The following is a 24,667-nucleotide window of genomic DNA, read 5'->3' as shown; positions in this document are numbered from 1 at the left end:
CAATGCCGGGGGCAGCATGCGGTGTGCCAATCGCTGCGAAAGCACGTTGCTGCCGCCGCAACGCTTTGCGCCCAGCGAATCGAAGTGCTGTGGCGTACCCACCCGTATGAAGGGAACCGCTGTGGCGTTCCCTGTTTCTACAAGCGCGAATGTAAGAACGGGCAGAGCAACGTCGTTAGTACTACGGTGAACGAAATGGTCAACGCTAGTAGCTCAGCGAGAAATACGCTATGCGTGTACCCGTTTTACCGACGCTCAGGCGCACTGCTTGCTCATTCCGACCTCGTATCGCAAACTTTTCCGCATTGATTTTTGCGACGCCATCAAATGCATAGCGGCCCGCGCGTCTATCACTGAACCTCCATGCCGAATTCCACCCGGTTGCCCGCTTCCCGTCTGACTCGCCGCATCGCCCGTGACGTCGCGCTCGCCGTGTGGCGGTATCGTAAGCAGACCATCGTGTCGCTCTTGCTGATGATCGCCGCGAAGTTGTCGATCGTGCTGGTGCCGCTCGCGCTCAAGCACATCGTTGACGAACTGGGGCATCCGGCCTCTCACGCGCTGTTTCCGGTTTTTCTCGTGTTGGCCTATGCGTTGCTGCGATTTTTCGGCGACGCGCTCAACGAAGCACGCGATGTGGTGTTCAGCATCGTCACGCAGCGCACGGTCGCGGCGTTTGCCGAACGGACCTTCGCGCATCTGCATCGGATGAGCGCGCGTTTTCACGCGGGACGCGAGACCGGCGCGATCGTGCGCGACGTGCAGAAAGGAGCCGACGGAATCGGCTTTCTGCTTGGCGTCGCGCTGTTCACGATCGTGCCGACTGCTTTCGAGATCGCGACGATCGTCGCGATCATGGTGCACAAGTACGCGTGGGAATTCATGCTGACGATCGCGATCACGTGCGTTTGCTACGCGGTGTATACCCTCATCTTCACGCGGCGGCGAATCGCATTCCAGCGCGCGATCAACGTGCTGGAAGCACAATCGGATGGCCGGCTCGTCGACAGCTTGCTGAACTACGACACTGTCAAGTATTTCGCGACCGAGGACACCGAAACCCGGCGGCTGGGCGAAGTGCTCGAAAAATGGGTTCATGCGAGAACGGCGAATCAGAACGCGTTGAGCACGTTGCACGTGGGTCAAAGCGCGGTGATTGCGCTTGGCATCGGCGCAGTCATGCTGCTTGGGGCGCAGCATGTTGTGGTAGGCACGATGAGCGTCGGCGATCTGATTCTGGTGAACGCATACATAATTCAGATCTGCATGCCGTTGAACACGCTGGGCTTCGTGTTCAGGGAGACCAACGACGCGTTGGTCAACGTCGAGCGGATGTTCTCGATCCTCGACACGCGAGGACGAGTGGGCGAGGACATCGACGACCCGGCGTCGAAGCCGCTAGTCGTGACTGCCGGGAAAATAGATTTCGAGCATGTGCATTTCGGTTATGAGGTCGCGCGGCAGATTCTGCGCGATGTCGACTTTCACGCTTACGCAGGCAAGACCCTCGCGGTGGTGGGCGGCAGCGGATCGGGCAAATCCACTCTGGTGAAGTTGCTGTTCCGGCTTTATCAACCGGCACATGGGACGATTCGTATCGATGGGCAGGACATCGGCAAGGTCACGCAGCGTAGCTTGCGGGAGGCGATCGGCATCGTGCCGCAAGACACTGTGCTGTTCAACGAGACGATTGCCTACAACATCGCATACGGGCGAGCGACAGCCGCGCGAGCGGACGTCGTGCGTGCAGCGCGCGCCGCGCAGCTCGATGAATTTATCGAACGATTGCCGGATCACTACCACACCCGCGTTGGCGAACGCGGGGTACGGCTCTCGGGCGGTGAGCGCCAGCGCATTGCGATCGCGCGCGCCATTCTGAAGGACCCGCGCATAATCGTGTTCGACGAGGCGACATCCGCGCTCGATACGCGCTCCGAGCGGGCAATCCAGACGGAATTGACGCGTCTCGCGCGAGGCCGCACGTCGATCGTCATCGCGCACCGGCTTTCCACCGTGGTGGACGCCGACTGGATTCTCGTGATGGAGCATGGCCGCGTGGTAGAGCAGGGCATGCATCGCGAGCTGCTTGCGCGCGAGGGCGTCTACGCGAAGATGTGGTCGCTGCAATGGCAGCAGGGCGAACTGGAACATGCGCAGCGCAAGTTGACCGCCCAGTCGGTAAGTCTCGCCGCACTGGCGTCGGGAGTGATCGACGCGTTGCACGATGAGATCGCTGCGCAGCGCGTGACCTTGGACGCGGAACTCAGCGACAGCGATCTGCGCGTGACCGGCGATCCGAGCGTCTTGCAGCCGCTGATCGCCGATCTGTGCCGCAACGAGAGCGCGTACGCGAGTCCGGGGCAGCGCATTGTGTTGCGCGTTGAACGCCACAACAATCACGCGTGGGTCAGCGTGTCCGGCGTGGGAGACAAGCCGGCAGAGCTTTCGCAGCCGGCCGCGCAGAGCATGGAGTCAGCGCTCACCGCAGCTGGTGGCGCCTTTACGCTGATGCCCTGGCGCGGGCGGCTCGCCTATGTGGCGATGCTGCCACTGCTTTCCGTCGCCGATCCCGATCCAAAGGTGGCGCTTGCGCCGCCGCTTCAGCATGCCGAGGGTGGGAGGCCGCTCGAAGGCCTGCTGGTCATGGTCGTCGACGATCAGGAAGAGGCGCGCGACGCACTCGAAGCGGCGCTAAGCGCGAACGGCGCACGCGTGCGGCTCGGGTCGTCGGGCACGGAGGCGATTGAATGGCTCGGAAGTACGCAGAACGCCCAGTGGCCGCATGTTTTGCTCTGCGACATCATGCTCGCCGATGAAGACGGCTACGATGTGCTGCGTCGACTGCGTATGCTGGAGGCCGAGCACGAGATACCTGTCGGATCGCGTTTGCCGGCCATCGCGTTGACCGGCTATAGCGACGCTGAAGACCATCAGCGGGCGCAAACGGCCGGTTTTCAGACCTTGTTGAGCAAACCGGTTTCGACTGAAATGCTGATTGCTGAAATCGTCGGCCTGGCATCGGGAACTCCACGGCCGGCCAATGATCGTTAGCTCCTTCCACACTCACCGGACCACCGAGGCAGTCGATGCCCGGGTATGCGGTCACTTTGGCCAATGTCGAGATCGCCCAGGCACTGACCTATATTCGCAGCGCGTGGGCTAACCATGGCAACTCGTGACCGTCAAGGAGGTGGCGACATTGCATGAGGAACTGCATAAAGGAGTGTGAACCATGCGGTTACCCGGGCTATTTGCCGGACCCCCGCCCATTCCTCACCAAGCTTTAAACGCGCCGATCTGTTTGCAGAAAAGCTCCACGATGCCGCGAGTGGGCACGCTGGCGGAAAGGGTCGCTATTTTGGACGGCGTGAACCATTTGCACCTCACAATTTCGTTGCTGGCCTGAGCAGGCGAGGAAGAGTTGACCTCGGCGAAGAAAACATAATGCTGCGTGTTGAAGCCTTTGAACTGGAACAGGTAGACGAGCCCATCGGCGGCGAGAGTCGTTTCTTCGTCCAACTCCCGCGACGCGGCATCATGCGGCGCTTCATCCCGACGGATTCTGCCGCCCGGCAATGCCCATCTCGACCGTGCCCGTGCGACCAGCAGGATACGGTCGTGCCGAACGCACAGAACGGTTGCCCTGTTTTTCATTCGCTCCTGCCGCTAGCTGGACGGCCCGTCCTCCTTCAGGGTAGATGGTTGCCGCCTGTTACACCATATACTTCCCCGGTCACGAAGCTCGATTCCTGAGACGCCAGCAGCACATAGACCGGCGCGAGTTCAGCCGGTTGGCCAGGCCGCTTCATTGGCACCTCGGAACCGAACTTCTCGACCTTCTCCTGGGGTTGTCCGCCGCTTGGCTGCAGCGGCGTCCAGACCGGACCCGGCGCGACGGCATTCACCCGTACGCCTTTTCCGATCACCTGTTTCGCCAGGGCATGAGTGAAGGCAGTAATGGCCGCCTTCGTAGAGGCGTAATCGAGCAGGCCGGGACTTGGCTGGTAGCTCTGGATCGACGTCGTGTTGATGATCGTCGCGCCGGGCGGCAGGTGTGGCAACGCTGCCTTGCAGAGCCAGAACATCGCGAATACGTTGGTGCGGAAGGTTTCCTCGAACTGCTTCGTGGACAGATCGGCAATATCGTCGATGTAAGTCTGCTTGCCCGCAACATTCACGAGGATGTCGAGTCCGCCGAGCAGTTTGACCGAGTGATCGATGAGTTGTGAGCAAAAGGCCTCATCGGCCACATCGCCCGGCAGCGCGACGGCCTTGTGACCGTCTCGCTCGAGAAGTCCAACGACTTCACGCGCGTCCGCCTCCTCGCTCGGCAAGTAGTTCAACGCGATGTCGGCGCCTTCCCGAGCAAACGCGATCGCGACTGCGCGGCCGATTCCGCTATCGGCACCGGTAATCAATGCGCGTCGACCGGCCAGCCTGCCAAAACCCTTGTAGCTCTGCTCGCCGTGATCGGGTGCAGGAGTCATTTTCTTCGCGAGTCCCGGTGCCGGTTGGGGTTGCCGTGCGAACGGAGGTTGAGGATATTGCCGGGTGGGATCCTGCATCGTGAACTGATCTTTGCTGACGGACATCATAGGCTCCTTGCTGTGACTGGCGGGCTTAACGGCGTCGTGCCCGCGTGGATTCAGCGATAAAGCAAAGGACGTTCCTGTGCGAGACTTTGGCGACGTTCGCAGTTCTTTGTCGACCTTGGAACGGACGCGCGCCCAAGGCCCGCCCGTGAACGCCGAATTCGCCCTCGACTGCCGCTCGGTTGCGATGGGTTCACCGCTCGAATTACTTTGGCGCACTGACCGTATCAGGCTAAGGCGGGGAGCAGTCGATTACCCCCGCTTTCGAGGGCGGAATCAACGGGCGAATGCAAAACACCGAAGACTGCGAAAGCAGCTGGAGCGGTGCGGATGAGACTGCGGCGCTGAATTTATTACAGCGAGACGGTCTCCGGGCTTTGTCCTCGTGCGCAGCGAGTGCGATCGTTGCTGTGACGGGGCGCGCCGTCGCGCAGGAAAAGCAGTCGGCATCCGAAGCAGGCTGTGATGCGTGCCTGGCAAAACCCTTCAGCCTCCAGTCTTTCGCGGATGTGATGTCGCGCCGGAAACAAAACCCTCGCAGTTGACCAGCGCGGTCAGTTGGGCGCGCCGCCCGCGGCTCTTCGACAGCAGGACGCGGCGCGTCAGAAAGAGGAGCGCGCGCGGCGTTCTTCAGCCGCTCAGTTGCTGCGTCGGGCGCGACAAGCGGTACACACGCAGCGAAATAGCCTTGAGGCGAGGCCGCCTCAGTGAACGCTACGACCCCGTGGGGTGACCTCAACTACGATCCGCCGGGGCGACGCGGTACACAGCGCTTGCGCGGTATGGTGATACCGCTGCATCGTTGGCGTCCGGCGAACTGCAAGCAGGTGGGCGTTGGTGGATGCGATAGCAACGGGGCTCACGTAACACTGGTCCATGCGGTTGAGGTCATCAAATTCGACGAGGAGGATCCCGTCGACATCATCCTGCCACTCACAGGCGGAATTGGCGTGGACCGCGTGATCGATGCCGTCGGCGTGGACGCGGAGCGTGCGGCACCGGGAGCCGCGGCGGAGAACGGCAAGGATCAGCAGCAGTCTTTCGACGACGAGGTCAAGGAGATCGCGCCGCAAACCAAGCCCGAAGGTGACAACTGGCGGCCTGGAAGTGGGCCGTCGCAGGTGCTGTCCTGGGCCGTGCGGGCCGTCGCGAAGGCAGGCACGGTGTCAATCATCGGCGTCTATCCACAGAGCGACCATGTGTTTCCGATCGGTGAGGCGATGAACCGCAATCTCGTACTGAGAATGGGCAATTGCAACCATCGGGCGATCACGCCGCATCTGGTCGAACTGGTCAGTAATGGCTCGCTCGATCCTCTGGCAGTGCTGACGCAACGCGAACCCATTGCCGACGCGATCTCGGCCTATCGCGCATCCGACTTGCGCGAGCCAGGGTGGATCAAGATCAAACTCGAACCGTAGCGGGAATGCGAATGCGGATGCCTCTTCGGCCCATTGACGAGCGCCTGCGCCGCCGTACCGGCCCCGCCACGCCACGGCGCCCATATGCCTACATCGGCTTACCCAAAAACGACACGCCAACGGCCGCAGCGGCATGCGGTAGAGATGCGAGGCTTGGTCACGGCCATTGGAATCATGGCGTACGAAGGCTTCAGAACTGGGAGCGTTTGCTGGATGTGCAAAGAGAGAACCTGGTATACGCGGTATTTCGCACTGCGCGCCACAGAAAGGCAAGTGGAGGGGAGAGGCTCCTAATACGTCTGCATGCCAAACTTCTTTAGATTTGCGCGCCCGTGGCCTAGAAGGCCATGCAAACACGGGCTGCCGGTCCCACTGGGTGAGGATAATTTTTTGGCGCGCGGCGCTGCCGCGTCGGCGCGTCGGCGGGATGCGGTGAGATGACGAGTAGGCGTCCATTCCATTGCGACCTGTTGCCCTCACGGGGAAAGGGGGCCGTCATCGCACGTCCGGGCCGTAATTGCGTGCTGCAGCGCCGCGTGAACGATGCTCGCGCCCGTAGGCCCGGCACGCCAGTTGCTGCGGCCAGATAAGACGCAACAAATGTTCGCTGTCGTAGCCCACGTTGACTCCAGGAGGTCACGCATGAAACGAATGACAATCATCGCAGCCCTAAGTACTTCTTTTGGGCTGCTTTCCCCGGTGCTCAACGCGCAGACGCAAGCTGCATCGACGACCGCGACGAACCCCTTGCCTCAGGCAGACAAAGATTTCGTTCAGGCGGCCAGCATGTCGTCGTCAACCGAAATCGACGCGGCTAAGCTCGCGACCAGCAATTCTGGCGACAAGGACGTGAAGTCGTTTGCTCATCACATGATGCTGGATCATACCAAGCTAACCGTGCAGTTGAAGATGGCCGCGCCGCACGGCGTCCAGGTGCCGAAGGACAATTCGGACACCAGCGTCCTTGACGCCTTGAAGCCACTGAAAGACAAGGAGTTCGACCAGGCCTACATAAAAAGAGTCGGTCTTGAAGGTCATCGGTCGGCCATCGCGGCGTTTGAGAAAGAGATATCGGATGGACAGAATGCGGACCTGAAAAAGGCCGCGCAAAAGGCGCTTCCGACCATCAAGGAACACTACAAAATGGCGCAAGATCTCGCAGTGAAAAAAGGCGTGGCGCAGCAGTAGTGGGCTCGCTCACGCGACGTGAAGCGTAACGCGGTTCAGGCCGCTATGCGGAGCCTGGGAACGTCCGGGCCTTAATCTGCGTGATGCGCGCGTTTGCCTTTGCCATACCGACGTGCATTTTCGGCCGCTGGACGTGTGGCACGGGTACGCAGATCCTTGTGAAGTCTTTGGGACGCGCCATTGTGTCGGGCGCAGGTGCGGGCAGCGGGAACATCGCGAGCGCCGCTGCGCGCGGGCCGAGGGCGGCACACGCGTTGCGCCGTTCCCGCGCGAACGGCATTCGCTACAAATCACCGCTTATGAAAAGCTACGAGCGAAGTGCGAAGTGTTCCACGGCGGCGATCGTCTGTGCAACGGTATAGCATCGCATAGCTAACATAATCGGCCATCGCGCCCGGCGCGCCGGTGATTCGAGTTGGCCATTGCAAGCTGCCAAAGCTCTCCAAGGGCCTCGCCAAACAGATGATCAAACGAGGCATACGCGTCAAGGCTGTTGCGCCGGGGCGTTTCGGACAGCATTGCAGCTCAGCGGCGGCCAGACCCTGGAGAACCTGACGCGCTTTGGCGACCAGGTACCGATAGGGAGGCCGGGATAGCCGGCGGGATCGCGCCGTTGTACATGCATCTAGCACCGATACAGGCAAGCTACGCGACTGGCTCGTGTCCGGCGCGTCCGGGGGGCGGCGCAGCCATAGCCACCACGTATTGGCTCCAAAGGTCGATCACACGCGAGTCGATCTCAGAAAGCCCAGCCTGGCAGCAGGCGCCCGCGGTTGGCAGACAGATGCTGTTCGGGGCAGTCAGTTGCGGCGTAATACGGCGGCCGGTCGCGTCCGGGTCGTTCGTCGTCGCTCAAATTAATGTGGCCAGACTACGCTGCGGTTCACCCGCCACGTTCTCTGTCGCGTGCGAGCTGACGATCCCTACAATAGCCCTGTGCCAGGCGGCCCAGCGGATGCCCGGCGTACGGGTCGAACTCGCGTTCAGCCGAGCAAACTGCAGGCGTACCGTGCGACCACGGCAGCACCCATTCCTACAGTCGCAAGCCAACTGAGCGCCCGCAATGTCCAGTGCGCACTCAGATCGCCCACCGCTGAGTGCCTGGTGCTGAGCAGCACGAGCAATACCATCACCGGAGTGGCAGTCGTGCCATTGACCACAGCGCTCCAGTACAACACGCGAATCGGGTCGAGCTGCATTGCCGCCAATACGACGCCGAACGCGCCTCCCAGCGACACGATTGCGATCAGCGCGAATGCGATGCGCCGGTTGTGCTGGTGGTCGATTGGCCAGCCGATCGTGCTCGCGACTGCGTGTGCCGCCGAGCCGGAGAGGGGGGGCAACGCCAGCAGGGCGCTACTGATGAGCGCCAGACCGAGCAGGTGCGTATCGAACGGACCCGCGACCGGTCCGAGCACGCTGGCGAGCGATGCTGCCGAATCAGGAGCTCGACCGTTGGCGTGGAGCGTAGCCGCCGCGGCGATAATGATAGATGCAGCAACCGCATTCGACAGCGCGGTCCGGATCAACGTATCACTACGTATGCTTCGCAAGCGACTCAAGCGGCGTTCGCGGTCCTTTTCATCGTTGGAATGTGCGTCTTCCGGGCGCTGCGTTTCAACCTGCTGTTCAGCCTGCGAATACAGGAGATATGGACTGATCGTCGTACCCAAAACAGCCAGCAGCATCTCCAGATAATGCTCCGACCACGAGATATGAGGGACGAACAAATTTGCCGTCAGCCTCGTCCACGGCAGTTGAAGCGCGACGTCGACCCCGACATAGGCAAACAATGAAAGCGCAAGCCATTTAAGGACGCGTGCGTACTTTGCATACGGGACGAACCACTGAAGCGCGATGGAGATAATGAGAAAGAACGTCGCAAAGCCGGCGATAGACCCCTTCCACAGCAAATGCGCGCCGACGCCCATGGCGACGACATCCGCCGCGATATTGAATGTGTTTGCAATGACAAAGCGGCCAACGGCAAGTAAGAACCAAATCCGTGAGTAGTGCTTTCGCATGTTGGTCGTCAATCCGTTGCCTGTCACAACGGCGATCCGCGCCGACACGAGTTGCAACGCGACAATTGACGGATAGCTCAGCACGCAACTCCATAACATGTCGTACCCGAACTGGGCGCCCGCCAGCGAATAGGTGACGATGCCGGCCGGATCGTTGTCGGCGGCCATCGCGACGACGCCGGGGCCGACGTCGGCCGCCCAGGAATGCGCAGCGGTCCCCCCTTGGGCGTTGCCGCGTGGAGGATGTCTGGTTCCCGTCTGATCGACTGAGGTCATGGTAGGGATCGAAAGTCGGTGCGTGCGAGGCGTTTTCGGCTCGAGGCCCGAAGGGCACAGTCGCTTCGGCGCCGCGCAATCGCAGGCGTTTGCATCTGGAGATAATCTAGTCGCGGCGCAGGAATGATTCGCACGATTCGTACCGTTGCAAGAAACGGCATCGAGCAATGGAGCAGATGACGGCGATGGTTCGGCAGACCGCGGACAACATGCGAACCGCGAGCGAGCTTGCTGCCGACGCGGCGAATATCGCGGACCGGGGCGGTGACTTGATCACGCAAGCCGTCGCGGCGATGAAGAGCGTCTCGAGCGAATCGGGCCGGATGGTCGAGATCATCGCGACGATCGAAGGAATCGTGTTCCAGACCAACATCCTCGCGCTGAACGCGGCGGTCGAAGCGGCGCGCGCGGGCGAGCAGGGCCGTGGCTTCGCGGTTGTCGCTGGCGAGGTCCGCAGCCGCGCGCAACGGAGCGCCACGGCGGCGAAGGAAATCCACCAACTGATCAGTCACGCGGTGAACAACGTCGGCAGTGGCGCGACGCTGGTGGAACAGACCGGCTTGACGATCGGCGAAGCGCGCGACGCGATCATGCGTGTAACCAGGGTCGTCCAGGAGATTGCGGCGGCGGCAGAGCAGAGCGCTGGCATCGATCAGGTGAACCGGGCAGTCACGAGATCGACAGCATGACGCAGCAGAACGCGGCACTCGTTGGGCAGGCTGCGGTCGCGGCGCAGTTGTTGAAGGAGCAGGCTATGAGCTTGCAGCGCGCAGCCGCGGCGTTCCAGGTGGACGACGCTCACGCTAACGACGGCGCATGCTTCGCGCCGCCCATGGCACCACGCCACGCTAAGTTCGCGTGCGGACCTGCGCCGCCATTTCGCGGCGAACTCAATGTCCCATCACAGGTACGCGTGGGTCTAGGGGCAGCCGCCGTCCGGCCGGGCCGATCTGTCGAGCCAACAAACAGTGACGCCCTGTGCGATGTCGCGTCGAGCGGTCGATGCAAGAGCTTGCTGATAATTGTTCAGTCGTTGTGCCGAAGCCCAGCCTCCGCCTGAAGGGCCGTCCAACACAGCCGCGCCGGCGTCTTCGCCCACACCGTCAGACTTTTCCGTGGGCAGGGCGTGAGGTACCGCCCTGCCGGGTCGAGCTCCATGCGTAGGTGGTTTTGGATAGTCGACACGGCAGTTCATGACAATTTCCTGTCCAACGCGCCTCCAGTTACGCCGGTGTAACGAAATCGCGGGGGAGGGCCCGCCGAGTCAGTGGAACGCCGCTTGCGCGCCCTTGAAAGCTGGGCTTCTCCGGCGAATTCCCAGGAAGCCAGTTCAACCGCAGACTTGTCATGTGACTATTAGTAACCCAAGAGGGACTGCCACGCGTGTCGTGCGGCGCAGTGTTCACGGGCGTGATTATTTCGCTAATCGCTTACCTTGTGATGAGTGTGCTCGGCACGGCAGTCGGTGCGTCGTTGCTGAGCCCTTTGTCTCAGCCGACGCCAGGCCGCGCATTCGGCTTTGGGTCTGGGGCGTGGTCGATTGCGACAACCGTTGTCTCCGTGTTCGGGGGGCATACTTCGCGGGGCGTTGTGCACCCGTTATCGGCTGGTTGCACGGACTGCTCGCGTGGGCCGTGATGATTCTTTCTATCGTCTTCGGATTAGCGTCGATCATCGGAGGCGCGGTAAGCGTGGCGGCAAACGTGGCGTCGACGGGTGCAACCGTCAGTGCCGCCAGCGCCCAGACGGATGCCGGTAACAGCGCGATCAACTCGCTGTCACAACAGGCGCAAAGCGCCATCGCCTCTATCACGGCCGCTGCGTCGAGTCCCGCAGCGAACGCAGACGCAAGGCAGGCGGCAGACACTGCAGCGCGCACGGTGGCCCAGGCGAGCTGGTTTTCAGTGGCAGCGCTGCTCGTCGGCGCGGTGATAGCGCTGGGCGCCGGGGGCCTCGGTTTCCGTCACCAACCGGCGGTTGAAAGCGGCAGCCGTGCCTCAAGATCGGGTTACGCATAAAGAGGGTGGAGCCCGCGTCGGGGAACAGGCGCCCATATCTCTTGCCGGTCCGGCGCGGGCTGCATTCAGACCGGGCGAATTAGTACGCAAAGCCATCGCCTTGACGGGCGTGAGCCGAAGGTATCTCGCCACTTGCGCGGACGCTTACAGTCAGCAGTAGCGGCTTAGCTGCGGCACAGAGCAGTCGCATCGCTCGGCGGCAGGGAAACACCGGCCTCTCGACGACCCGCGAACGGTCCCGTTTACCTGACGAGTTGCTGCCCCACGTGCCGCCTACGCTCATGGCCGCGGGGGTGGGCCAGAAAAGCGCTCTCCACGCTAGGCGCGAGACACGCCTCACGTCCTGCTGAAAGTCACTGGCTGGCGGGAGACTGAGCTCTGCTGGCGGCTGAATCTGCATTCGCTGCGCCCCCAGCTTTGTCACTCGGCTTGCAGCCGACCGAAATGGCAATGGTTAGCACCACGATGGCGCCCGTCAGCATTCGCGTACAGAACGTCAGGTCCATTCTCGTCACTCCTCCAGTCTCATTGCGCTCTTCCCGTCCTGCCTTTGCGAGCAACGGCAGGGCCGTCCCGTTACAAGTGCTTCCGGGCCCGCGTTGTTCAATTGTGCCGTCCGGCTTGATTTTCACGTCGCGTTTCTACACGTATGCACGAAGAGATCATCGACCGTTTTGCGTTGAACCATGATTGAACTCCTTGAGAGGCTGTACGGGACAGACACTGGAGCAACGCGTATGCCAAGGTGCCTGGAATGGGCAGACGTTCGGAAAGCCAGTTGAATGCCGGCAAGGCTGGAAAATCGGAATACTGTGTGGGGGATGGATGCGGAGGCTTCCGATTGCAATGCCGCCGTATAGCCGGGCCGAGGCGAACCCTACTGACAGCCGGTCAATCAACTCCCGACAGCACGCAGCGCTCCGGAGAAACAGTGTGTGCCTCGGCGGTGAGCGACCCAACCTTTATTCGTTTGAGATCGGCGACGAAGGAGACCTCGATGCGGGCAGAATCGATAGAACGACGTATCCGGGCCAAGGCATACGAACTGTGGCGGGAAGACGGCAGCATGGAAGGTTGCGCGGACGAGTATTGGAGAAAGGCGAGAATTCTGGTCGAAGCCGAAATTGCTGAAGAGGACGGTCGAAGAGGGACGATCGACGGCGCCGATGACACCGATGAAGCGGGCAATTCGCAAGCCTAGCTACGGCAGACTGTGCCGTGCCACAGGGATGCTGCGTCTGGCGACTGTGGCAATAAGGCGGGGCAGCCACGCGGTTCGATTGTGCGACTGCACAGACTGACGCACTGCGCGGGGCCGCGCATCGCGACCGCGCACCTAGCAGCGCGTCCCGTTAGCATCGGCACAGCGGGCGCGCCGCTTGCTGCACGACGCTTGCTATACGACGAGCAGTACGTCCCTCCGGCAAGGAATATCCCATGGACAAGGAAAGAAAGAACGATGCGTATCCATACGCTTCAGGCGGGTGGGGATCGCTCAAGGCGGTGGCGAAAATCCTCTCGCAAGAGAAGGTCGCGCTGAAAGATAGCACGGTGCTGCTGCGGCAGAACAAGCCAGACGGATTTATGTGCGTCAGTTGCTCATGGGCGAAGCCGGCCGACCCGCACACTTTCGAATTTTGCGAGAGCGGCGCAAAGGCGACAGCATGGGACACCACCGCCAAACGGGTCACGCACGATTTCTTTGACGTCCATCCGGTGAGCGAACTTCTAACGTGGCACGACCACGATCTTGAAGAAGCCGGGCGCCTCGCCGAGCCCTTGCGCTTCGACGCGACAACGGATCGCTACGTGCCGGTAAGCTGGCAGCAAGCATTCGACGAGATCGGTCGCGAGCTGAACGGGATGGACCCTGATCGAGTGGTGTTCTATACGTCCGGTCGCGCGTCGCTTGAAACGTCCTATATGTTGCAGTTGTTTGCGCGGATGTATGGCACGAATAATCTGCCAGACAGTTCAAACATGTGTCACGAAAGCACAAGCGTCGGCCTGAAAGAGGCGATCGGTGTTGGTGTCGGCACCATCACGTTGGACGACTTCGAAAAGACCGATCTCATGTTCTTCTTCGGTCAAAACGTCGGCACGAACAGTCCCCGAATGCTTCATCCATTGCAGGAGGCCCGCAAGCGCGACGTGCCGATCATCACGTTCAATCCTCTGCGCGAGCCCGGCCTGATCAGCTTCGCGAATCCGCAGTCGCCCGTGCAGATGCTCTCGCCGAGCGAGACGCAAATCAGTACTCAATATCACCAGCTCCGGACGGGAGGCGACACCGCGGCGATCCTCGGGATGTGCAAGGTGGTGATTGCCGCAGACGACGCTGCCCTCGCTGCAGGCCGCCCGCGCGTGCTGGACGTCGCGTTCATCCACGAACACACGCACGGCTTCGAGGACTTTGCTAACTTTGCGCGGCAGGCCGAATGGGCGGATATTGAGCGCGTGAGCGGGCTGTCGCGTGGCGACATCGAGCGCGCGGCTGACGAGTATATCAAGGCGAAAGCCGTCATCATTCACTACGGCATGGGGCTCACGCAACATCGCATGGGCGTGCAAAACGTGCGCATGCTGTGTAATTTCCTCCTGCTGCGCGGCAATATTGGCAAGCCCGGCGCGGGACCTTCGCCGGTGCGCGGCCATTCCAACGTGCAAGGGCAACGCACGGTAGGCATCACGGAGAAGCCGGAACTCGCGCCGCTCGACAAACTGGCCCAGCAGTTCGCATTCGAGCCGCCGCGCAAGAAAGGGATGAACATTGTCGAGGCGTTCGAGGCCATGGTGAAAGGACAGGTGAGCGCGGTGCTCAACCTCGGCGGCAATCTGGTGCGTTCGGTGCCTGACCGGTTGCAGACAGAACCGGCATGGAGCCGCCTGCGACTCACTGTCAGTGTCGCCACGAAACTCAACCGGAGTCATCTTGTGCACGGCGCGGTGTCTTATATCCTGCCGTGTTTGAGCCGCATCGAGATCGACCGGCAGGCGAGCGGCGACCAGGCTGTCTCGATGGAAGACAGTACTGGCTGTATGCACGGCTCCCGTGGCGTGACCGAAGCGGCCAGCATCGACGTACGCTCGGAACCGTTCATCATCGCGGGGATCGCCAAGGCGACACTGGAGGGTCGATCTACGGTCGACTGGGACGCATGGCGCGACGACTACAGCCGGGTGCGTGCTGCGATCGCCCAGACCTATCCGGAGATTTTTCATGATTTCGAGGCACGGATGTGGACGCCCGGTGGTTTCCCGCGGCCTTTGCCGGCGCGCGAACGCAAATGGCAGACGAAAAGCGGCAAGGCGGAATTCATGGTGCCCGAATCGCTGGGCGAGGACCCGGACATGATGGAGCGCGAGCCGGGCGCGTTGCGCCTGATGACGCTGCGCGCGGATAGTCAGTTCAATACCACCATTTACAACCTCGACGACCGGTTTCGTGGCGTCAAGGGTTCGCGCATGGTCATCCTGATGAATCGTGCGGATATGGACTCGCGTTCGCTTCAGGACGGCGACGAGGTGACACTGCAAACCATCGCCGACGACGGCATCCAGCGCCGGGTCGAAGGCCTGCGCATCGTACCGTACGACATTCCGGCTGGCTGCATTGCCGGGTACTACCCGGAGTGCAATCCGCTGCTGCCGCTTTGGCATTATGCGAAGGAAAGCAAGGTGCCGGGCGCAAAGTCGATACCGGTCCGCATCGTCGAGCGGTCGTCCTAAGCGCTGCTGCGTGCAAATAACGGGCAGGAAGCCACAGGATAAAGGTCTTGAAGCCCGCAGCCGCGTGCGAGTCAGTAGCGAGAACGCCGCTGCGCGCGGGGTGCAGAAAAGGAGCCGAGCGGTCGCGCCGTCAGAGCGAAAGCGGGGGAGGGCTCACGGCCCGGCCCATCGCGGAGGCCAAATCGGCCCATGTGCCCAGCGTCAGCAGGCAGTCGGATTTCGCCGGCGGTGGCTGCAAGATGTCCTTCGCGGCGGGGCGGACGATCTGCTCAGAGTTACGCCGGATGCAACGTTTGTCTGCGCCTATCAGCCGCGCGCGGATTCCGCGAGTGAGCGGAACGGCAAGTGCTACACGTCATTCACGCTGAAACGCACTTCTACATAATGATTGCCCATCTTGGAGGTCTCAGTTGCGCGACAGGGCAGCGTCGCGGCGGCGCGTCGCGGGCCGGCTGGAAAGGGCCGACCCGTGTCGCCGCCGGCTCGCTGTGGGCGATGTCGCACGTCGCAGAGGTTGTCGCACAGCCACAGCAAAGCGCGTTGCAGCCGGCGGGCGTCCAAGCCGCGCAAATTGCAAAGTTATGGAATCTTTCGCTGATCGTTTGCGGGATCGTCTTCGCGTTGGTGCTGCTCGCGACGCTCGTCGCGCTGGTGCGCAACACGCGCGGCATCCCCACACGGCCAGCGGCGACTCCCGCGCCTGATGTGAGTTCGCTCACGCGGCCCGAACTTCGCACGCAGCGCATCGTGATCGGCGCAAGCGTGCTGTCGGTCGTCGTACTCGTGGGACTGATCGTCGCGGACGTGCTGACGGATCGGGCGCTGTCAAAGCTACCGGTAGACAATCCCGTGCGCATCGATATGGTGGGCGCGCAATGGTGGTGGCAGGCGTCGTATCGCCCCGACGGCGCGCAACCCGGCTTCGTCACCGCGAATGAATTGCACGTGCCGGTTGGTCGTCCGGTCATCGTTTCGTTGCACGCTGCCGATGTAATTCACAGCTTCTGGGTGCCCAACCTGCACGGTAAAAAGGACATGCTGCCAGGGATCGACACGACAATCGAGTTCCGCGCGGACCGGGCCGGCACTTATCGTGGCCAATGCGCCGAATATTGCGGCGCGGAACATGCGTTGATGGCAATGCTTGTCGTTGCCGAGCCGCCCGAGCATTACGCGGCGTGGGTCGCGCGACAGGCGCAGCCCGCACCGCAGAGCACCGACGTCATCGCGCTTCCTGGTCGTGACGTATTCGAGCGCGCCAGCTGCGCGAATTGCCATACGGTGCGCGGCACGTCCGCGAAGGGCACCCTCGGTCCCGACCTTACGCATCTGATGAGCCGGGAAACGATCGCCGCCGGCGTGCTCGCCAACACCCATCAGAACCTTGCCGCGTGGATCCGCAATCCGGATGCGCTGAAGCCCGGCACATTGATGCCGGCGGTGCCGCTTTCGGACGCCGACCGCCTGGCGCTCGTCCGATGGCTTACCACACTGCAATGAGCACGACCGAACCGCTATTGGGCGCCGAAGCCCTCGCGCAAATCAAGGACGGACTGGATGCCGACGCGCAGACGCTGGCGGCATTGGCGCACACGTGGGACGATCGCCGGGGCGTGATCGGCTGGTTCAGCGCGATCGATCACAAAACCGTTGCGCGCCGCTTCATGGTCACGACGTTCGTCTTCTTTCTGCTGGCGGGACTCATGGCCCTTGTGATGCGCACTCAGCTGGCACGCCCCAGCAGTCACATCGTGAGCCCCGACATGTACGACCAGCTCTTCACGATCCACGGCACTGCAATGATGTTCCTGTTTGCCGTCCCGGTGATGCAGGCTGTCGCGATGTACCTGATTCCGTTGCTGATCGGTGCACGCAGCGTCGCGTTTCCGCGGATGAATGCGTACGCATACTGGGTCTTCCTGTTCGGCGGCGTCACACTTTTTATCGCCTTCGTGCTGGGTGCGGGTCCGCGATCTGGCTGGTTCAGCTACGTGCCGCTTGCGGGCCCCGACTACGCGACCGGCAAGAGCAGCGATATCTGGGCGCAGATGATCACGTTCAGCGAATTGTCCGCATTGCTCGTCGCAGTCATACTAATCACGACGATCCTCAAGATGCGCGCGCCCGGCATGTCGCTGAACCGGATGCCGTTGTTCGCGTGGGCCACGCTCGTCACGCAGTTCATGGTGCTCTTCGCGATGCCGGCGGTCATGCTGGCAAGCACTGCGCTGATACTCGATCGCCTCGTGGGTACGCAGTTCTATAATCCCTCGCTCGGCGGTGACGTGCTGTTATGGCAGCACCTATTCTGGTTTTTTGGTCATCCCGAGGTCTATCTGATCTTCATTCCGGCGCTCGGTTTCATGTCGTCGATCATCGAGACGTTTTCGCGCCGCCCGATTTTCGGCTATTCCGCGATGGTGCTCGCGCTGATCGCTACCGCGTTTCTTGCGTTCGGCCTGTGGGTGCATCATATGTTCGCGACGGCCGTTCCCGATCTCGGCAAGACGTTCTTTACGGCGGCGAGCGTGATGATTGCGGTACCGTCCGGCATCCAGATCTATTGCTGGCTTGCGACACTGCTTACCGGTCGTCTTAGTCTGAAGCCGCCGCTGCTGTTCGTGCTCGCCTTCTTCTTTATCCTCGTACTCGGCGGGATGACGGGCATCATGCTCGGCGCCGTACCGCTCGATCTGCAGGTGCACGATACATATTTCGTCGTCGCCCACCTGCATTACGTGCTGCTCGGCGGCGCGGTCTTTCCGCTGTTTGGCGCCTTCCACTACTGGTTTCCGAAGTTCACCGGACGCATGCTCGGCGAGCGCCTCGCCCATTGGCAGTTCTGGCTATTTTTCGTCGGCTTCAACGTCACGTTCTTTCCAATGCATCTGCTCGGTCTGCACGGGATGCCGCGCCGAGTGTGGACCTACCCGACCGGCATGGGCTGGGACGGCATGAATCTGACCTCCACTCTCGGGGCGTACATGATCGGCGTCAGCGTGCTGCTGTTCATCGTCAACGTGATATGGAGTCTGCGGCGCGGTGCGCAGGCCGACGCAAACCCGTGGGGCGCAGGTACGCTCGAATGGAGCGTGCCGAGCGCGCCGCCGCCCCATAACTTCGACGTGCTGCCGGTTGTTCACGGGCGCGCGCCGCTGTGGGAGCCGCAGCGCGCGCCGCACGCGGTGGCGGGACTCGCTGCGCATGCGCGCGAGGTGCTGACGACGAGCGCCCTCGACGCGCAGCCAGACACGCGCCCACTTTTTCCGGGACCGTCGATCTGGCCGTTCCTCAGTGCCATCGCGACCACGATCTTTTTCATCGGTTCGATCTTCACGCCGTCGGCCGTATGGTGGGGCACCGTGCCGGTCGCCGTGGCGATGATCGCCTGGTTCTGGCCGGGACGGCGCGAGAACCGGGTCGCGCGCGCGCTCGAGCGCTGGCCCGATTCAAGCGCCGCGCAAAATGCGGTGCGCCGTGTGCACACGAAGCCATCGTCGCGCGAAGCCGCCAGCCGTGATGCCGGCGCGGTGACTGCAGTGCTCGACGTGCGCGCGCTGCCGAGTTTCGGGTTCAGTCATCGCAGCCTGATGTGGTGGGCGACGGCGGGCTTGATGCTGATCGAGGGAACTCTGTTTGCAATGACCGGTGGTATGTACTTCTACTTGCGCGCGGTCAACCCCGCCTGGCCCATGCACGCGCCACCACCGTCGCTCGTGTGGGGTTCGCTCAATACAGCGGTGCTGCTCGCGAGCCTGTGGCCGAACCAGCTTGCGAAGCGCGCGGCAGAACGCGGCGACCGCGAACGGGCGCGTCTGTGGCTCGCAGTCTGCCTCGCGTTCGCGTTTGCGTTCCTCGTCGTGCGTGGGGTTGAATTTGGGGCGCTCAACGTGATGTGGTACGCGAATTCATACGGTTCTATCGTCTGGCTGCTGCTGGGTCTGCATACGACGCACCTGATTACCGATACCGTCGATACGGCAGTCCTCACGACGCTGCTCTACTCCGGGCCGTTCGAGAAAAAGCGTCTGCTCGACACAAGCGAGAACGCGGTCTACTGGTATTTCGTCGTGCTGAGCTGGCTGCCGATCTATGCGGTCATCTACCTCGTCCCACGGATGCCTCCATGAAGCATACCGGTATCTCGATCTGGCTCGGTCTACTGGTGGCGCCCGCGGTGGTGCTCGGCGCCCAGGGCCTCAACTACGCACTCGTGCAGCTCGCCTGCGCGTCGGGCCAGCACACGGTGCTCGATGCAGTGAGCGCGGTCGCGTTCGTGTTCTCGGTCATTGCGGCCTGGCTCGCATACCGGCGTTGGCGTGGCACAGCCGGGCGGTTCGATGGCAGCTACGTCCACCGCGATGCGTGTCAGCCGTTTCTCGCCTTGACGGCAATGCTCGTCGCCGCTCTATGTGCGGTTATCCAGTTGACAATGTGGTTCCCGCAATGGCTGCTTTCACCTTGTCGATGATCGCGCGGCCTCGCGCAATCAGCCACCTGGCTGCCCGCGCTCGCGAGCTGCGGGTCGCGCCCGTGGGCGCGGGCGCCGCGCTGGCGCTGGCCCACGCGCCGCTCGCCTGGGCGCACGTGCTGACCGATAGCGAACGAGGCGCGCCCACATTCGGCTGGTCGTTCGACGCGTGGATCGTCGCGTTGATGTTCGCGAGCACCCTCGCGTATGCGATCGGTCATGTGCGGCTGCGCCGCCGCGGCACGCGGCACGGTCGCGCAATTCGCGCGTGGCATGCGAGTGCGTTCGCGGGCGGTATGGCCGCGCTCGTGTCCGCATTGTGCTCGCCCCTCGACACATTGTCGGCGGCTCTGTTCTCCGCGCATATGGTCCAACACGAAACGATGATGCTGATCGCCGCGCCTCTGCTCGTGGTGGCCCGTCCGCTCGGCGTATGGATCTGGGCGCTGCCTCGCGACGCGCGCCGGCGCGCGGGCCGCGCCGTGCGTGCGCCCGCCTTCGTCCGCCTGTGGCGGGCGCTCACCGCACCGCTTGCCGGATGGCTCCTGCACGCGGCCGCACTTTGGGGCTGGCACGCGCCGGCGATGTTCGAGGCCGCGCTCGCGCATTCGTGGGTGCACACGCTGCAACACGCGAGCTTTCTGCTGACCGCGCTGATTTTCTGGTGGACTGTTTTTGGCGACGGTGCGTCCCGTCAGTCAGGCGGTCACGCGATGCTGTCCGTATTTACGACGATGGTCCATACGAGCGCACTCGGCGCCTTGATCTCGCTCGCGCCCGGTCTGTGGTATCCGTCGTACGTCGAGTCGACAAGCGCGCTCGGCATCGATGCCCTACGTGACCAGCAGGCGGGTGGACTCATCATGTGGGTGCCGGCTGCGATCGTCTACCTCGTCGGCGGATTGGCGATTGCGGCCCGCTGGTTGAGGGCCCCCGCGCCAACGGGTCTCATCAGTGACCCCGCGGCGCCATTGCGACAGGACGGTGCACGATGACGGCCCCCACGCCACGCGTCCTGGGCAGCGCGCGATGTCGTGCGGCGCTTGTCGCGTGCACGGTCGCACTTGCCATGGGCGCTGCAGGCGTTGCAATGTGGGGAGCGCGCATGAAAGATGTATCGGCGTCGTCCGGCGGCGTCCCCGGGGCGCCTTCCGCAAGTGCGCCAGTGCGGGCCGCTGCGCCTCGAGCGGATGCACAGACGCTTGCGCGCGGCGAGTACATCGCGAAAGCTAGCGACTGCGCCGGTTGCCACACGGCCGCGCAAGGCGGCGCACCCTATGCGGGTGGACTCGGCCTTGTTTCGCCATTCGGCACGATCATGGCGACCAATATCACGCCCGATCCGCACTGCGGGATCGGTCAGTACACCTACGACGACTTTGCGCGTGCATTGCGCACAGGTGTCGCGCGTGGCGGCAAGCGGCTCTACCCGGCGATGCCGTATAACGCGTTCGCGAAGATCGAAGACGCAGATATGCACGCGCTCTACCTGTACATGATGCAGGGGGTCGCCCCGGTCGCGAAGCCAAACGCAAAATCGGACATCCCGTTCCCGTTCAACCAGCGCTGGGCGCTGCGGTTCTGGCAAATGGTGTTTGTGCCGCGTGAGCCGTATCGGCCGCGTGCCGACCGCGATGCGCAGTGGAATCGCGGCGCTTACCTCGTGCAGTCGATGGGCCATTGTGGAAGCTGCCATACGCCGCGCGGCTTCGCTTACCAGGAGAAGGGCACCGACGAAACGTCGTCCAGCTTTCTCACCGGCGGCGTCAATGATCACTGGTTCGCGCCGAATCTCACTGGCGATCGCGGCTCGGGACTCGGCCGCTGGCGCGCGCCGGAAATCGCCGCATTTCTGAAGACGGGGCATGGTAATGGCAACGTCGCATATGGCAGCATGGTCGAGCAGATCGAGGACAGCACGCAGTACCTCACGGGCGACGACCTGCTCGCGATTGGCCGCTATCTGAAGTCGCTGCCGCCGAGTAATCCGTCGGGTACTTATGCGCCGGCGGACGACGTCGCGCGGAACCCGCTCAACGGCAGCCGCGTACCCGATTCGCAATCCGTCGGCTACAACGTCTACCGCTCGTTCTGCTCGCAATGCCACGGCGACGCGGGGAAGGGCGTACCGAATGCGTTTCCCGCGCTCGCAGGCAATTCGTCGGTGCTCGCGGAAGATACGACGTCGCTGATCCGGCTCGTGGTCGAAGGCGGCAACAGTCCCTCCACACTCACCGGCCCGCCGCGCCAGCAGATGCCGCGCTTCGCCGACACGCTCGCCGATGTGGAAATCGGCCAGGTACTCACGTATATTCGCAGCGCGTGGGGCAACAACGCACAGCCAATCACTGCGAACGACGTAAGTGCGCTACGGCAGAAGTTGCACAAATAGCGCTGCGTGCGCGTTGCGATCATCGCGTGAAGACGGTGCGTAACGACGCTTGTTCTTGCTTGCGTAGCGGAGGCCTGGCGCAGACGCACGAGTAAGTGGTCATCGCGCCTCTGCCACCGCCGCGGCAAAGCCGGCCCGACGCCGGTCGGTCCAATCCCTGCAAGTCGCTCAGTCAGTATCACGCCGGAGTCGTCGCGACTTTGGCAGGCAATGCGTGATGCCGAGTACAGCGAGCGTACCAATCAGCAACGTGGCGAGCGGAAACGTGCCCGCCGTATTAACGGCAATTTCGCGCGGTCGCTCGCCGAGTAGCTGAAGCCGGCGACGTGCCATTTTCGCGCCCAAGGAGCGGAGCTCACCTGTGAGCGCCCGCTCGGCGGCCGGTAGCAATACCGTCTCTTCGTCCGCTACATGATGTATGACCTCCCGTATCAGTTGATGGAAGAGCCCGTCGAAAGCGGCATTCTCCGGCCCCATCGTACGCAGCCGGCCAATCGTGGTCCGCATTTCGTCGTGTTCTGGACGGCTCTTGCTGAGCGCTGGATCGTCGACGATTACTGCGGCCAACGCCGGATAGAAAATTTCTTCCTCCAGTTGCGCGTGGATTTCCAGAGCGGCACAGGTTGAATTCACGATTGCGCGCTTGCGCCACCAGGGGCTGGTGGCGTGATAGCGATGGAAGGCCGCGAGCACGTGCATATGATCGAGCCGGATCATCGAAGTGATCGTCGGAGACATTGTGGAAGTGTCATCAGGCATACGGTTCTCCAGAGTGCCAGATGTGATGAAGGCCGCTGACGATCTGTTTGCCGACGGACGTGGGAGGCCACCAATCCAGACTGACGATCAGCGGTGCGCATTGAAACACTGTTCGCCATGCGGGCCGTTATCAACAACGCGGTGTCGCCGCACGCTACCCGTCGTAGCGGTACTTACGGCGCTATGCCACAGCACGGGCAGAAATCGGCCCGCCCAGTTATGCGTTCGCAGCGACCGTCATCGTCCATAGCGGCATCTCTTTCGCATTCGCCTCCGCCGAGGGGGCGCAGTTGGACCCGAAGCAAGGGAGGTACCCACCAGGTCGGTTACGCGGTTCGACAAGTTGTCATGCATGATCCCAGTTTCACATTTACACGCTGACCCGCGGCCGTGATTACCATGAGACCGTTGCGCAACGGACCGAACAGCGGGAATTGGCAGATGGCTGATGTCTGGAAAGGACGCCGGCCTGACGTCATCCGCGCAGCCAACTGATCCCCGGTCAGGCATGCCGCATGCGAAATCCCAGGCGCAGGTACCTCCCGTGCGTCCTGCGCGCACAGTACGCCAGAGCAATTCGCTCTGAGACCCAAGGTCGGCGACATTCCGCACATGCGTTCGTTGTCGCCCAAATAGCTGGTTTTCCAACTGATCGAGCTTCGTCTGAGGTTCCACCGGCCACGCGCTTGGCGGAAGGACGCGGACGAAACTCACATTCTTTTTCGGAGAAAAGTAATGTTCGTGCACAACAAACGGCTTCAATACACCGTCCGCGTGGCAACCCCCAATCCCGGTCTTGCCAATCTGCTACTTGAACAATTCGGCGGCCCACAGGGAGAACTGGCGGCAGCGTGTCGTTATTTCACTCAGGCGGTAAGCGAGGACGACCCAGGTCGGCGCGACATGCTGTTCGACATCGCGACGGAAGAACTCAGCCATCTGGAGATCATCGGATCCATCGTCGCGATGCTCAACAAGGGCGCGAAGGGCCAACTCGCGGAGGGCGTCGAACAGGAAGCCGAGCTTTACCGCTCGCTCACCGCTGGCGGCAACGATTCGCACACCACGGCGCTGCTTTACGGCGGCGGACCCGCTCTGACCAATTCAGCGGGCGTACCGTGGACCGCCGCCTATATCGACACGATCGGCGAGCCTACCGCCGACCTGCGCTCGAACATCGCGGCGGAGGCGCGTGCGAAGATCGTCTATGAACGGTTGATCAATGTGACCGATGATCCGGGCATCAAGGACGCGCTCGGCTTTCTCATGACCCGCGAGATTGCCCATCAGAAGTCATTCGAGAAGGCATTGCACTCGATTCAACCGAATTTTCCGCAAGGAAAAATACCGGGCGTTCCTGAATTTACCAACGTCTATTACAACATGTCGGATGGCGATGATTCCCCGCGTGGTCCGTGGAACGAGGGTCCGGGCTGGGAATTCGTCGAGAAGCCGGAGCCCGCAGTCGACGGCGGCGACGGACTCGCAAGCGTTCAGGTCTCTGAGAAAGACCTGGAGTTGCTAGGGGCTATGGCATCTCGAACGGCCTCTGCGACCGGAAAGGATCCTGTCACCGGGGCTGACCTCGGCGCCGGCCAGGATGCTGTGGCGCCGAAGTGACGCTCGCTGTGTTCGACTCGCAGCATCAGGCAATGGGCTGGTAGCCACGGATCTTGTTGCAGCGCTGCCGCGCCAGGGATGGCGCGACAGCGCTTGGATACGCCGGTGTGATAACCCACGTCATGGGCACTTTATCCTTGGCGCGCCTGGATGCTGCCTTCATGGCGTACCCCGTTT

At 62.3% G+C, this 24,667-nt stretch carries 16 protein-coding genes and 1 pseudogene; 13 read left to right on the top strand and 4 right to left on the bottom strand.

The features are described 5' to 3' along the window. Window positions 1-363: 363 nt before the first annotated feature. Window positions 364-3,051 (top strand): ATP-binding cassette domain-containing protein, encoded by a 2,688-nt coding sequence (locus ACZ9H4_RS16005; RefSeq protein ID WP_476119595.1) that lies wholly within the window; start codon window positions 364-366, stop codon window positions 3,049-3,051. A 222-nt stretch (window positions 3,052-3,273) separates the two neighbouring features. On the opposite strand, the gene ACZ9H4_RS16000 is transcribed toward ACZ9H4_RS16005, so the two are convergent. Together ACZ9H4_RS16000 and ACZ9H4_RS15995 are read right to left on the bottom strand one after the other, a co-directional pair. Next, entirely contained in the window at window positions 3,274-3,654 is a 381-nt protein-coding gene (locus ACZ9H4_RS16000) for an NUDIX hydrolase (protein ID WP_476119593.1), read from the bottom strand. A gap of 35 nt (window positions 3,655-3,689) precedes the next feature. Beyond that, entirely contained in the window at window positions 3,690-4,592 is a 903-nt protein-coding gene (locus ACZ9H4_RS15995) for an SDR family oxidoreductase (RefSeq protein WP_476119591.1), read from the bottom strand. A gap of 791 nt (window positions 4,593-5,383) precedes the next feature. Between ACZ9H4_RS15995 and ACZ9H4_RS15990 the strand changes: the two are divergent. Both ACZ9H4_RS15990 and ACZ9H4_RS15985 read left to right on the top strand, forming a co-directional pair. Continuing rightward, window positions 5,384-6,013 (top strand): annotated as a pseudogene (locus tag ACZ9H4_RS15990) (MDR/zinc-dependent alcohol dehydrogenase-like family protein); the annotation flags it as partial. Between the two features lie 642 nt (window positions 6,014-6,655). Continuing rightward, entirely contained in the window at window positions 6,656-7,201 is a 546-nt protein-coding gene (locus ACZ9H4_RS15985; RefSeq protein WP_476119589.1) for a DUF4142 domain-containing protein, read from the top strand. A gap of 983 nt (window positions 7,202-8,184) precedes the next feature. Here the strand turns inward: ACZ9H4_RS15985 and ACZ9H4_RS15980 are convergent. Continuing rightward, window positions 8,185-9,501 carry an Nramp family divalent metal transporter gene (locus ACZ9H4_RS15980; RefSeq protein ID WP_476119587.1) on the bottom strand — a complete coding sequence of 439 codons (1,317 nt, stop codon included), beginning with the start codon at window positions 9,499-9,501 and terminating at the stop codon, window positions 8,185-8,187. A gap of 167 nt (window positions 9,502-9,668) precedes the next feature. Between ACZ9H4_RS15980 and ACZ9H4_RS15975 the strand changes: the two genes are divergently transcribed. From ACZ9H4_RS15975 to ACZ9H4_RS15935, 9 genes are all read left to right on the top strand, one after another. Then, on the top strand, window positions 9,669-10,190 hold the full coding sequence (locus ACZ9H4_RS15975; RefSeq protein ID WP_476119586.1) for a methyl-accepting chemotaxis protein: 522 nt from the start codon (window positions 9,669-9,671) through the stop codon (window positions 10,188-10,190). 948 nt (window positions 10,191-11,138) lie between these two features. After that, window positions 11,139-11,519, top strand: a complete 381-nt coding sequence (locus tag ACZ9H4_RS15970; RefSeq protein ID WP_476119584.1) for a hypothetical protein — start codon at window positions 11,139-11,141, stop codon at window positions 11,517-11,519. A gap of 754 nt (window positions 11,520-12,273) precedes the next feature. Beyond that, window positions 12,274-12,720 carry a DUF2934 domain-containing protein gene (locus ACZ9H4_RS15965; RefSeq protein WP_476119582.1) on the top strand — a complete coding sequence of 149 codons (447 nt, stop codon included), beginning with the start codon at window positions 12,274-12,276 and terminating at the stop codon, window positions 12,718-12,720. Between the two features lie 236 nt (window positions 12,721-12,956). After that, the gene (locus ACZ9H4_RS15960; RefSeq protein WP_476119580.1) at window positions 12,957-15,248 is read left to right on the top strand and encodes an FdhF/YdeP family oxidoreductase; all 2,292 of its coding nucleotides are present in this window, start codon (window positions 12,957-12,959) and stop codon (window positions 15,246-15,248) included. Between the two features lie 384 nt (window positions 15,249-15,632). Continuing rightward, window positions 15,633-16,748 carry a cytochrome c oxidase subunit II gene (gene coxB, locus ACZ9H4_RS15955; protein WP_476119578.1) on the top strand — a complete coding sequence of 372 codons (1,116 nt, stop codon included), beginning with the start codon at window positions 15,633-15,635 and terminating at the stop codon, window positions 16,746-16,748. Then, complete coding sequence (ctaD, locus tag ACZ9H4_RS15950; protein ID WP_476119844.1) at window positions 16,745-19,378, top strand: cytochrome c oxidase subunit I; 2,634 nt, start codon at window positions 16,745-16,747, stop codon at window positions 19,376-19,378. The genes coxB and ctaD overlap by 4 nt, the downstream gene beginning before the upstream one ends. Continuing rightward, complete coding sequence (locus ACZ9H4_RS15945; RefSeq protein ID WP_408141395.1) at window positions 19,375-19,719, top strand: hypothetical protein; 345 nt, start codon at window positions 19,375-19,377, stop codon at window positions 19,717-19,719. The genes ctaD and ACZ9H4_RS15945 overlap by 4 nt, the downstream gene beginning before the upstream one ends. Next, complete coding sequence (locus ACZ9H4_RS15940) at window positions 19,695-20,714, top strand: cytochrome c oxidase assembly protein (protein WP_408141394.1); 1,020 nt, start codon at window positions 19,695-19,697, stop codon at window positions 20,712-20,714. Before ACZ9H4_RS15945 ends, ACZ9H4_RS15940 begins: the two co-directional genes overlap by 25 nt. A gap of 110 nt (window positions 20,715-20,824) precedes the next feature. Further along, complete coding sequence (locus tag ACZ9H4_RS15935) at window positions 20,825-22,111, top strand: c-type cytochrome (protein WP_476119575.1); 1,287 nt, start codon at window positions 20,825-20,827, stop codon at window positions 22,109-22,111. Window positions 22,112-22,279: 168 nt separating this feature from the next. On the opposite strand, the gene ACZ9H4_RS15930 is transcribed toward ACZ9H4_RS15935, so the two are convergent. Continuing rightward, complete coding sequence (locus ACZ9H4_RS15930) at window positions 22,280-22,870, bottom strand: hemerythrin domain-containing protein (RefSeq protein WP_476119573.1); 591 nt, start codon at window positions 22,868-22,870, stop codon at window positions 22,280-22,282. 735 nt (window positions 22,871-23,605) lie between these two features. On the opposite strand from ACZ9H4_RS15930, the gene ACZ9H4_RS15925 reads away from it, so the two are divergent. Beyond that, window positions 23,606-24,490, top strand: a complete 885-nt coding sequence (locus ACZ9H4_RS15925) for a manganese catalase family protein (RefSeq protein ID WP_408141391.1) — start codon at window positions 23,606-23,608, stop codon at window positions 24,488-24,490. Window positions 24,491-24,667 lie beyond the last annotated feature (177 nt).

The sequence above is a fragment of the Paraburkholderia sp. TE9906 genome (assembly GCF_056279605.1).
Note: the sequence above shows the minus strand (reverse complement) of the source record. Positions and strands in the feature narration are given on the sequence as shown.